At 71.3% G+C, this 10,598-nt stretch carries 10 protein-coding genes; 7 read left to right on the top strand and 3 right to left on the bottom strand.

Annotation, left to right across the window (positions count from 1 at the left end):
* Positions 1-198: 198 nt before the first annotated feature.
* From IEY33_RS14725 to IEY33_RS14705, 5 genes are all read left to right on the top strand, one after another.
* Positions 199-1,587, top strand: coding sequence for a D-alanyl-D-alanine carboxypeptidase/D-alanyl-D-alanine-endopeptidase (locus IEY33_RS14725; protein ID WP_188964042.1), 1,389 nt, complete (start codon positions 199-201; stop codon positions 1,585-1,587).
* A 240-nt stretch (positions 1,588-1,827) separates the two neighbouring features.
* Positions 1,828-2,226 (top strand): hypothetical protein, encoded by a 399-nt coding sequence (locus IEY33_RS14720; RefSeq protein ID WP_188964041.1) that lies wholly within the window; start codon positions 1,828-1,830, stop codon positions 2,224-2,226.
* A gap of 46 nt (positions 2,227-2,272) precedes the next feature.
* Positions 2,273-2,932: a response regulator transcription factor gene (locus IEY33_RS14715; RefSeq protein ID WP_188964040.1), complete on the top strand. Its 660-nt coding sequence runs from the start codon at positions 2,273-2,275 to the stop codon at positions 2,930-2,932.
* Positions 2,933-2,947: 15 nt separating this feature from the next.
* On the top strand, positions 2,948-4,411 hold the full coding sequence (locus IEY33_RS14710; RefSeq protein WP_188964039.1) for a sensor histidine kinase: 1,464 nt from the start codon (positions 2,948-2,950) through the stop codon (positions 4,409-4,411).
* A gap of 4 nt (positions 4,412-4,415) precedes the next feature.
* Positions 4,416-4,829, top strand: coding sequence for a YkvA family protein (locus IEY33_RS14705; RefSeq protein ID WP_188964038.1), 414 nt, complete (start codon positions 4,416-4,418; stop codon positions 4,827-4,829).
* A gap of 88 nt (positions 4,830-4,917) precedes the next feature.
* On the opposite strand, the gene IEY33_RS14700 is transcribed toward IEY33_RS14705, so the two are convergent.
* Both IEY33_RS14700 and metK read right to left on the bottom strand, forming a co-directional pair.
* Positions 4,918-5,295, bottom strand: coding sequence for a RidA family protein (locus IEY33_RS14700; RefSeq protein WP_188964037.1), 378 nt, complete (start codon positions 5,293-5,295; stop codon positions 4,918-4,920).
* A 25-nt stretch (positions 5,296-5,320) separates the two neighbouring features.
* Positions 5,321-6,562, bottom strand: a complete 1,242-nt coding sequence (gene metK, locus IEY33_RS14695; protein ID WP_188964036.1) for a methionine adenosyltransferase — start codon at positions 6,560-6,562, stop codon at positions 5,321-5,323.
* A gap of 166 nt (positions 6,563-6,728) precedes the next feature.
* Here metK and IEY33_RS14690 point away from each other — a divergent pair, with 166 nt between their 5' ends.
* A complete protein-coding gene (locus IEY33_RS14690) occupies positions 6,729-7,643 on the top strand; it encodes a class I SAM-dependent methyltransferase (RefSeq protein ID WP_188964035.1) in 915 nt (304 codons plus the stop codon).
* Between the two features lie 174 nt (positions 7,644-7,817).
* Here IEY33_RS14690 and IEY33_RS14685 read toward each other — a convergent pair whose 3' ends face one another.
* A complete protein-coding gene (locus tag IEY33_RS14685) occupies positions 7,818-9,503 on the bottom strand; it encodes a long-chain fatty acid--CoA ligase (protein WP_229671039.1) in 1,686 nt (561 codons plus the stop codon).
* A gap of 129 nt (positions 9,504-9,632) precedes the next feature.
* On the opposite strand from IEY33_RS14685, the gene IEY33_RS14680 reads away from it, so the two are divergent.
* The gene (locus IEY33_RS14680; RefSeq protein ID WP_188964034.1) at positions 9,633-10,595 is read left to right on the top strand and encodes an HD-GYP domain-containing protein; all 963 of its coding nucleotides are present in this window, start codon (positions 9,633-9,635) and stop codon (positions 10,593-10,595) included.
* The last annotated feature ends 3 nt before the right edge of the window (positions 10,596-10,598 follow it).

Below are 10,598 nucleotides of genomic sequence, written 5' to 3'. Positions count from 1 at the left end.
CACGTAAGCTCGTTCATGGTTCATTGAACCACTGTCGTGCCCAAGAGTCCACGACCACCCGCGTGCATCGTTTGACACCGGGTGCATACCGGGGTATACTTTCCTTATCAGCGTCCGAAGGGACGCTTTTTTGTTGCCGTCCGTCACCGCCCCCGGACGGCCTCCCTGCGCCTCTCGCCTCGTGTTCCCGGTGCGCCCATGCCCTCACTCTCCCGCCGACTCCTGACGTTGCCGCTGCTGGCGCTGCTCGGCAGCGGGGCAGGGCAGGGCCAGCCGCCCACCCCCACCCCGGCGGCGCAGGTGGCCGCGCCTCTCCCGGCGGCGCGCGTGGCGGCGCTCGACGCTGCCCTGCGTGCCGCCGGGAATGCGCACGTGGGTGTGCTCGTGGCCGACGCGCAGACGGGCGAGACGCTCTATGCGCGCCGGGACGGCGAGGCGTTTACGCCCGCCTCCAACATGAAACTCCTGAGCCTCGGCACGGTCCTCGACACGCTCGGCGGGGACTACTGGTTCAGCACCACCGTCACCCGCCCCGCCGGAACGGGCGCGCACGCTGATCACCTCACGCTCGTCGGGAGCGGCGACCCCTCGCTGGAAGCGGCGCAGGGTGAGCACTCGCTCGCGGGACTGGCGCGGCAGGTGTACCGGTCCGGCGTGCACCGCGTGGACGCCCTGCACCTCGACCCGCACCTGATCGGCGCGCCCGCCGGGACGGACGAGTCCGGCTGGAGCGTCCCCGTCGCGGAGCGCCCCGTCACGGGCCTGACCCTCAACGACCCCACGGCAGGCGAGGGGCAGTCCATCACGACCACGCCCGACACGCGCGCCGCCCTGCGGCGGCTCGGCGGGGTGTTCCGGCAGGAACTGCGGCGCGCAGGGGTCACGGTGGGGGAGACCGTCACCGTGACGCCCGCCCCCATGCCGGGCGTGAAGATGCGGCCCGAGGAAGGCGTCGCCACCACCCGCTCCGCGCCCCTCCTGACGCTGGTGCAGCGCGCCCTGAAACGCAGCGACAACGTCTGGACGGAACAGCTGTACGCGCGCCTCGGTGTGAACACCGGCACGCCCGTCTGGCGCCCCGCCAGTCCCCGGCACGCCCGCGCGCAGGAAGAGCGGCTGCTGACGGCGGCCGGTGCACCCCTCGCGGGACTGGTGGTGCGGGACGGTTCGGGCCTGTCCGGGCAGGACCGCCTCACGCCGCGCCTGCTGGTCGGCCTGCTGCGCTGGACGTACCTGCACGCGCAGCCCAGCGGCCTCACGCCGCTGCAGGCGTACCGGCAGCGGAAGAACCCCCTGATCGAGGCGCTGCCGCGCGCCGGGACCGGCACCGCCACCCGCGCCGACACCGAACTGGGCGGCACGCTCGCCTCGCGCCTCGCGGGCCTCGACGTGCGCGCCAAGACCGGCACCCTGCCGGGCGTGTCGTCCCTGTCCGGCTACCTCGGCCTGCCGGACACCCGGCCGGGCGGTGGGCGCGTGCTGGTGTTCTCCATCCTGATGGACCGCTACGCCGGGCCGGGCCAGGACCTGCGGCGCGTGCAGGACACCCTGCTGCGCACCCTGGCCGCCCCTCCGGCCGCCGACTGAACCCCGTGCTGCGTACAGGGGCGAGGCGAGCGGTAGGGCGGAGGAAGAGCGGTCGGCCGCGCGGACACCGCGCCGCCCGGGGGCTGCACGACGTGTCCGGCAGCATGAAGACACCTTGATCCGGCGTCAGCGGTCCTTCAGGCACCTCGCCTACGCTGGGGGTTCCGGACGTCCCGGAACGCCTGACACGCACCGCCCTGTCAGGGTCCAGTCACGGCGCGGCAGTAAGATAAGGCAGACATGAAGACGCTCCACCGCTCCCTCCTCGTCACGGCACTGCTGGCCGCACTGGCGCTCCCAGCCCAGGCCGTGCAGCTCGTCGTGTGGGACCCGCAGCTGCAGACGAAACTCGGGTACGGCGAGGCCACCGGCAACAAATTCAATCTGCAGCTCGTCACGGACTACAGCGGCCCCGTGGTCGCCATCTTCATCCGCGACGACAGCGAAAAGAACAGCTACGCGGGCCTCATGCCGCGCTACAACGGCCAGCTCACGGGCGGTGCGCTCAGCCTCTTCGCGGGCGGCACCCTGCAGCCTCTCAACCGCTTCCTCGGCACCTTCAAACTCACGCCCAGCGTCCAGAACAGCGTACGCACATTCAGCCTGCCGGGCCTCAAGACCGCGCCGTCCAACAAGTGACGGCCGCCCACCCCGCCCACCACGACACCCCCAAAGGACGGTCCACATGCTCGCCCAACTGCTGATTGTCGAAGACGACCCCCACCTCGGCCCGCTGCTGCGCGACTACCTCAGCGCCGACTACCAGACCTTCCACGCCGGCACCATCAAGGAAGCGCAGGCGTGGCTCGGCACGCACAGCGCCCAGCTCATCCTGCTGGACCTGAACCTGCCGGACGGCGACGGCCTGGACCTCGTGCAGAGCCTCCGGCAGTACAGCAGCACCCCCGTCCTCGTGCTCAGCGCCCGCAGCGGCGTGCAGGAACGCGTGGCGGGCCTCAACGCGGGCGCCGACGACTACCTCACCAAACCCTTCGCGATGCCGGAACTCGACGCGCGCATCGGCGCGCTGCTGCGCCGCACCGCGTCCGGCACCGGCGTCAACCTCGGCAACACCAGCCTCAGCAGCAGCAGCCTCACCCTGACGGTCGGCAGCGAGAACGCCACCCTCACCGAACACGAGGCCCGCATCCTGGAACTCATGATGCGCACGCCCGAACGCGTCTTCTCGCGCGCCGACATCGAATCTCACCTGTACGGCTGGGAAACCCCCAACTCCAACAGCGTTGAGGTCCGCATCTCGCAGCTGCGCAAGAAGCTGGAGGGCGTCGGGTCGGACCTCCGGATCCGCACCATCCGCAACGTCGGCTATGTCCTGCAGGTCTGAGCCCCGCGCCGCCGGATGACCCTGCACCTCCCCACCTGGATGCACAGCCTGCGTTTCCGGCTGGCCGTGATGTACACCCTGCTCGCCCTGGCGCTCGTCACGCTCGTCGGGGCCGTCATGACGGTGCAGCTCCTGCACGACCTCGACGGGCAGTTCCAGGCGCGACTCTCGGAACGCGCCGACCGGCTTGCGGAGGGCTTCAACAGCCCCTCGGCGGGCCTCGGACAGACGCAGGTCGCCCCGGCCGGGAGCTACAGCATGGTGGTGGACGCCGCGGGCCACGTGCTGTTCGCCACGGCCGGCCTGCGCGAGTACGAGAAGGCCCCCTTCCCCTTCCCCGGCCTGACCGAGGTGCGCCTGGACGACACGCCCGTCAAGGTCGCCACGCGGCCCCTCAAGGCGGGCGGGTTCATCTGGGTGGGCCTGTCCGAGGACGTGATCATGCAGGCCCGCCAGAGCGCCCTGCGCGTCCTGACGTTCGCCGTGATCGGCACGCCGCTCCTCACGCTGCTCCTCGCGTGGCTCGCCGGACGCCGCGCCCTGCGGGGCCTCGGGCAGGCCGCGATGCTCGCCGGACGCATCAACCCCAGCACCAGCGTGGCCGCCCTGCCCCTCCCGCGCCGTCAGGACGAGGTGTACGAACTGCTGAGCGCCATCAACCTGCTGCTGTCACGCATCGAGACGCAGCAGTCCCGCGAGAAGCAGCTGCTCGGGCAGATCGTGCACGAACTCGGCGCGCCGCTCACGGTGCTGCGCGCGTCGCTCGCGCAGGCCGCGTCGCTCGGCACGGACCCCGACGTGCGCCGCGCCGCGCTCGTCGCGGACGAACTCACCTTCACCACGCAGGACCTCATGCAGCTCGCGCGCGGCCAGCTGGAACTGAAGCTCGCGTACCACTACATTCCCGCCCGGCAGCTCCGCGAGCGCCTGGACCGCCTCGTGCCCGGCACGACCTTCACGGGCGACTGGGGCGCCTTCGTGCTGTGCGACCCGGACCGCCTCACGCAGGCCCTCCGGAACCTGCTCGCCAACGGCAGGCGCGCCGCCGGAAAGGACGGCGACGTGACCCTCGACCTGCACGAGACGCCCGAAGCGGTACGCTTCGTCGCACGCGACAGCGGCGCCGGACTCCCGCCCGAACTGGGCGAACGCATCTTCGACCCCTTCGTGAGCGGCTCGGGCAGCAGCGGCCTGGGCCTGAGCGTCAGTCGCCAGATCGCCCGCATGCACGGCGGCGACCTGACCGGAGGCAACTGGCGACACCCGGACGGCGAACTGGGCGGCGCGGAATTCATTCTCGGCCTGCCCGGCCTGGATCTCACGGACGACGACGCCAGCGAAGACCCAGACGAGACCGACCTCAGTGACGCCGACCTCGGCGCCCCCCGCACCACCGATCCCACCACGCCCATCCGGCCGGGAGGGCAGGCGACCCCGCCCGCCCCTGGCGGCCCACCCCCCACCCCCACCGGAAGGTAACGACATGACCCGCAACCTCACCCGCCCGCTCCTCACCCGCCTCGTTCCCGCCCGCCTGCGCCACGTGTGGCGCGACGCGCTCAGCCTGCTGCTCGCCCTCGCGGACCGCCGCACGCCCGCCAGCGCCCGCCTCATCGGTCTGGCCGCCCTGCTGTACACCGTCTCGCCCGTCGACCTGCTCCCCGACTCCATCCCGCTCGTCGGGTACGGCGACGACCTGCTCGTCGTGCCCGCCCTGCTCGCCTTCGCCACGCGCTTCCTGCCCGCCGACGTGCTCGGGCACGCCCGCACGCGCGCCGACACCTTCGCCGCCCACCGCCGCTGGCTGGTGCCCGCCATCCTCGGCGCGGCCCTCCTGCTCAGCGTGCTGCTGGCCGTCCTGCTCGTGCGCGGCGCCGCCGGTCTCCTGCAGAACTGACCCGCATTCCGCTCCGGAAAGGTGAAAAGGAGAGGGGGAACCGGACCAGCTGCCGGTTCCCCCTCTCCTTCTGCGTCCTGCGGCGGGCTCAGTGCCGTTCGGCGACCGCTTCGATCTCCACGCGCACGTCACGCGGGAGCTTCGCGACCTGCACGGTGCTGCGCGCCGGGAACGGCTCGCTGAAGTACTCGGCGTACACGGCGTTCATCGCAGCGAAGTCCTCCATGTCCTTCAGGAACACGGTGGTCTTCAGAACGCGGTCCAGGCCCGACCCGGCCGCCTCCAGCAGCGCCCTGAGGTTCTCGAGCACCTGATGCGCCTGCGCGGTCACGTCGCCGTCCAGCAGCGACCCGTCCGGGCGCAGCGGAATCTGACCGCTGGTGTACACCATGTTGCCGGACACGGTGGCCTGACTGTACGGGCCGATGGCGGCGGGGGCGTTCGGGGTGCTGACGGCTTCTTTCATGCGTTCAGGGTATCAGTCCGGACCCTCAGCGGGCGGGGGCTGTCTGGGCGGCCGCGTCCCGCAGGGCGTCCGCGCGGTCGGTCGCCTCCCACGGGAATTCCTCGCGTCCGAAGTGCCCGTACGCGGCGGTCGCGGCGTAGATGGGGCGCAGCAGGTCCAGCTGCCGGATGATCGCCTGCGGGCGCGCGTCGAAGGCGCCCTCCACCAGCGTCGCGAGCTGCTGGTCGCTCAGCTGGCCCGTGCCGTAACTCTCCACGCGCAGCGACACCGGGGACGCGCGCCCGATGGCGTACGCGACCTCCACCAGCGCGCGGCGCGCGAGGCCCGCCGCGACGAGGTTCTTGGCGATGTAGCGCGCGTAGTACGCGGCGGAACGGTCCACCTTGGTCGGGTCCTTGCCGGAGAACGCGCCGCCGCCGTGCGGGACCGCGCCGCCGTACGTGTCCACGATGATCTTGCGGCCCGTGAGGCCCGTGTCGCCGTGCGGCCCGCCGATCACGAACTTCCCGCTGGGGTTGATGAACAATTTCGTGTCCGGGCGCAGGAACTCGGCCGGGATGACGTGCCGGATCACGAGCCGCTCCAGGTCCGCCCGGATGGTGGACTGCTCGGTGTGCTCGTCGTGCTGGGTGGAGATGACGACCGTGTCGACCCACAGGTCGCGTTCCGCGCCGATCTCGCCGTCGCGCACGACCGTCACCTGCGCTTTCGCGTCGGGCCGCAGGTACGGCAGCGTGCCGTCCTTACGGAGTTCCGCGAGGCGGCGCGTGATGCGGTGCGCGAGCGAGATGGGCAGCGGCATCAGTTCGGGCGTCTCGTCGGTCGCGTACCCGAACATCAGGCCCTGGTCGCCCGCGCCCGTCATGGACTCGGCGTTGCGGGGGTCCTGGCGCTGTTCGCTGCTCATGTCGCGCCACTCCTCGGAGTAGTTCACGCCGCCCGCGATGTCCGGCGACTGCTCGTGCAGCGCGACGAGCACGGCGCTGTACTCGGCGTCGAAACCGTAGTGCGCGCGCGTGTACCCGACCGTCTTGACGGCCTCGCGCACCACGCGCTGCACGTCGACGTGCGCGGTCGCGGCCGTCACCTCACCCGCCACGACGGCCATACCGGTCGTGAGGAGCGTCTCGACGGCCACGCGCGCCTTCGGCTCCTGCCGCAGGAACTCGTCCAGAATGCTGTCCGAGATGAAATCCGCGAGCTTGTCGGGGTGGCCCTCACTGACGGACTCGGAGGTGTAGTACTTCAGGGTGTCTGACTTCGGCATGTGGCCCTCAACGGTGCGGGGTTGCGTCTCGCAGAACTTCAACCTGGAGAGGAGTGTCCGCTGGCCTTCTGGCCCCCCGCACGCCACAGGCTAACAAATCCGGGCCGGGACAGATGGCGTCCTGCCACACAGGACAGGGCCGCCGCGATTCGGGATACCCTGCGCCATGCCTGCACGCCCCGACGCGCCCACGACCTTCACGCACGAGGCCCTGCACGACATCCTGACGTGGCTGCGCGCCGAACTCCTCCGGCACGGCGAGGCGATTCTGCACGTGCCGGACCCGGACGACGGGCACGCGCTCGGCCTGTACCCGGGCGAGCCGGGACCGCGCGGCACGCACCGCCCCCTCCTGACGTGGACGGACACCGCCGACCTGCTCGACGCGCACCTCCACACGCCCGTCCCGGTCCCGGAAGGGCTGCGCCTGCACTTCCGGTCGCGCGTCACGCCCCCCCGCGACCGCAGCGCCTCGCGGTACGGTGCGGGCAGCGACTTCCAGCGCGCCGACAAGCTGCAGGACCCGCACCTCCTGCACGACCTGCACGAGGCGTGGACGCGCGCGAACCTCCCGCCGGACGCGCGCGTGCTGAGCCTCGGCGTGAACAGCGCCCGCGAGCTGGACGTGCTGCACCTCGCGTACCCCGGGCAGGCGCTGCACGTGACCGGCGTGGACCTCGACGAGAGCGCCCTGCGGCTCGCGCGGGACCGCCACCCGCAGCACACCTTCCGGACGCTGGACGTGACGGGCCGCGACCTCGCCACGCTCGGCACCTTCGACGCCGTCACGGCCCTCAGCGTCCTGCAGAGCCCCGGCATCGTGCAGGAGGACCTGCTGCGGACCCTGCGCACCACGGTCCTGCGGCCCGGCGGGACCCTGATCCTCGGGTACCCGAACGCCCGCTACCGCGGCGGGGAACTCAGTTACGGGGCGCGCATGCTGAACTTCACGCGCCCCGACCTGAGCCTGCTGATGCGGGACGTGACGGCCGCCCGCCGCCACCTGCAGAAGCACGGCTTCACCGTGTACGTGACCGGCAAGTACGAGGTGCTCGTCACGGCCGTCCGGCACGCCACCTGATACGGTTTCGAGCTGAACTTCTGGAGTTCAGCCGAGCGACAAGGGCACCAACAAGGACGGTGTTGAGGACGTGGAAGCGGGCAGGCGGCCGCCTTACAGCTGCGCCCCCGACCCGGCCGCCGGGAAGACGGCATGGGGTCGGGGGCGCGCACGGGGAGGTGCGGGAGGTGCAGGTTACTCGCGGGTGGCGCCGGGCGCGCGGTACGCGCTGAACTGCTGCCGCAGCTCGCGTTTCAGGAACTTGCCGGTCGCGCCGATCGGGATGACCTCCACGACCTCGTAGGCGTCCGGCAGCCACCACTTCGCGAAGCGCGGCGCGAGGAACGCCGTCAGCTCGGCGTGGTCCGGGGCGTCCGCGCCCGCCTTCAGCACGAGCACGCCGAGGGGACGCTCGTCCCACTTCGGGTCGTCGATGGCGATCACGGCAGCCTGCGCGACCGCCGGGTGCGCCATCAGGGCGTTCTCCAGGTCCACGCTGGAGATCCACTCGCCGCCGGACTTGATGAGGTCCTTGCTGCGGTCCTGGATGTGCATGTACCCGCGCGCGTCCAGCGTGGCGATGTCGCCCGTGTCGAACCACGTCTGCCCGTCCAGCTCGATGAAGTTCCCCTGCCCCTCGCCCTTGTGGTAGCTGGCCGCCACCCACGGGCCTCGCGCCATGAGTCTGCCCATGGTGTGCCCGTCGTGCGGGAGGCGCGCGCCTTCGTCGCTGAGCAGTTCCAGCTGCACGAGCGGCACGGTGCGGCCCTGCTTGGCCTGCAGGGCGTACCCCTCGTCGCTGCGCAGGTCCACGTGCGGCGGGAGGACGCTGACCGTCCCGAGCGGGTGCGTTTCCGTCATGCCCCACGCGTGCTTCAGGGTCAGGCCGTGCCGTTCCTGGAAGGCGCGGATCTGCGCTTCCGGCGCGGCGCTGCCGCCCACCACCAGGCTCTCCAGGCGGTGCAGGTCGTACGGTTCGCCTGCCGCCCGCGCCCGGTCGAGTTCCGCGAGCAGGCCCATCCAGATGGTGGGGACGCCCGCCGTGATCGTCACGTGCTCCTGGGCCAGCATGCGGGCCACGTTGCGCCCGTCGCTGAACACCCCGATGAACACCTGCTTCGCGCCCGTCAGTGCGGCCGTGTACGGCAGGCCCCAGGCGTTCACGTGGAACATCGGCACGATCGCCATGACGGTGTCGCGCTCGCCCACGTCCAGTGCGTCCTTGGGGGCGCTGGCGAGACTGTGCAGCAGCGTGGAGCGGTGCGAGTACAGCACGCCCTTGGGGTTGCCGGTGGTGCCGCTCGTGTAGCACATGGCGGCCGCCTGCCGCTCGTCGATGTCGGGGAAGGTGAAGTCGTCCGTGAAGCCGCCGATCAGGTCGTCGTAGTCGAGGAGGTCGCCCTCGCCCGCGTGCGGTCCCATCACGATGATGTGCTCCAGCTGCGGGCACGCGGCGCGCAGGGCGGGGACCATGCCCGCGAACAGGTTCTCGACGATCAGCACGCGGTCCTCGGCGTGGTTCAGGATCCACGCGACCTGATCCGGGTGCAGGCGGATGTTCACGGTGTGCAGCACCGCGCCCATGCTGGGAATGCCGAGGTAGCACTCCAGGTGCCGGTAGCTGTTCACGGCGAGCGTCGCCACGCGGTCTCCCTCCCGCACGCCGAGGGACTGCAGGGCGTTCGCGAGCTGCAGGGCGCGGCGGGCCACGTCGCCGTAGGTGGTGCGGTGCGTGCCGGGCACGGGCGCGCCGTGTTCGTCCTTGCCCGTCACGACGAGGCTCACGACCTCACGCTCGTAGTACAGGGTGCGGAGTCGGTCCAGGATGGTGGGGATGACGAGCGGAACGTCCATCATGCTGCTGAATAGGGGTGCGGACATGTTCATGCCTCCTGGTTGTCAGAACTGCACTCAGTCTAAAGGATTTGTCCCGGCGTGCCTCCCGGCCGTGTGCGCGGCGGGGGGTGCGGTGAGCGGCACGCGCGGATATGGCAAGATGGGCGCAGCGCCATGACTGCCGCCCCGACCGAACCGGACCCCCTGACGCCGCTCGAAGGTGCGCGGCTGGACCAGGCCCGGCAGCGGCTGCACGACGCGAAGCTGCGGCTGGAACGCCTGGAGGGCGAGGACCAGGGGCCGGACGGGGAGAGCAACCACCCGGACCTCGCGGCGGCCCACTGGGAGCTGAGCATGGCGTACCAGGGCGTCGGGCAGTACGAGCAGGCCCTCAAGCACCACCAGTCCTTCTACCTGCACGACGTGTCGCGCCGCAACGAGCGCGCGCAGGCCAGCGTGCTGCGTCTCAGCCGCGCGTACAGCCGTCAGGAAGGCGAACTGAACCGGCAGGAGCACCTGCTCGAACAGACGGTCGCGGAGTACACCGCGCAGCTGGAGGCCACGCAGGTCGAGATGACCGAACTGCTCGCGTCGGCCGCCGAGTTCCGCGACGCGCCGCTCGGCCCGCACGCCCGCTGGGTGGGCGACGCGAGCGCCCGCGTGGCGCAGGAGCTCGGCATGAGCGACGCGGACGTCCGCTCCCTGAGCCTCGCGGCGCGCCTGCACGACATCGGAAAGCTCGCCATTCCCGACGCGATCCTCCTCAAGGAAGGCAAACTCACGAGCGGCGAGTGGAGCGTGATGCGCACGCACGCCGAACTCGGCGCCCGCCTCCTCGCGCGCAGCACCAGCCCCCTGCTGCGCCTCGCGGCGGAAGTCGCCCTCTCGCACCACGAGCACTGGGACGGCAGCGGCTACCCGCAGGGCCTGTCCGGCACCTCCATCCCGCTGTCCGGACGCATCGTGAGTGCCGTGGACACCTACGACGCGCTCGTCAGCGAACGCCCCTACAAGCCCGCCTGGACGCCCGTGCAGGCCCTGCTGTACCTGCACCGCACGGCAGGACGGCAGTTCGACCCGCAGGTGGTGGAGGCCTTCACGCGCCTGTACGAGCAGCACGCCCTGCCGGAACGCTGAAGC

Origin of the sequence: Deinococcus aquiradiocola, assembly GCF_014646915.1 — a bacterium.
Lineage (GTDB): Bacteria > Deinococcota > Deinococci > Deinococcales > Deinococcaceae > Deinococcus > Deinococcus aquiradiocola.
The sequence above is the reverse complement of the archived record's forward strand: the minus strand, read 5'-3'. Positions and strand labels throughout refer to the sequence as shown.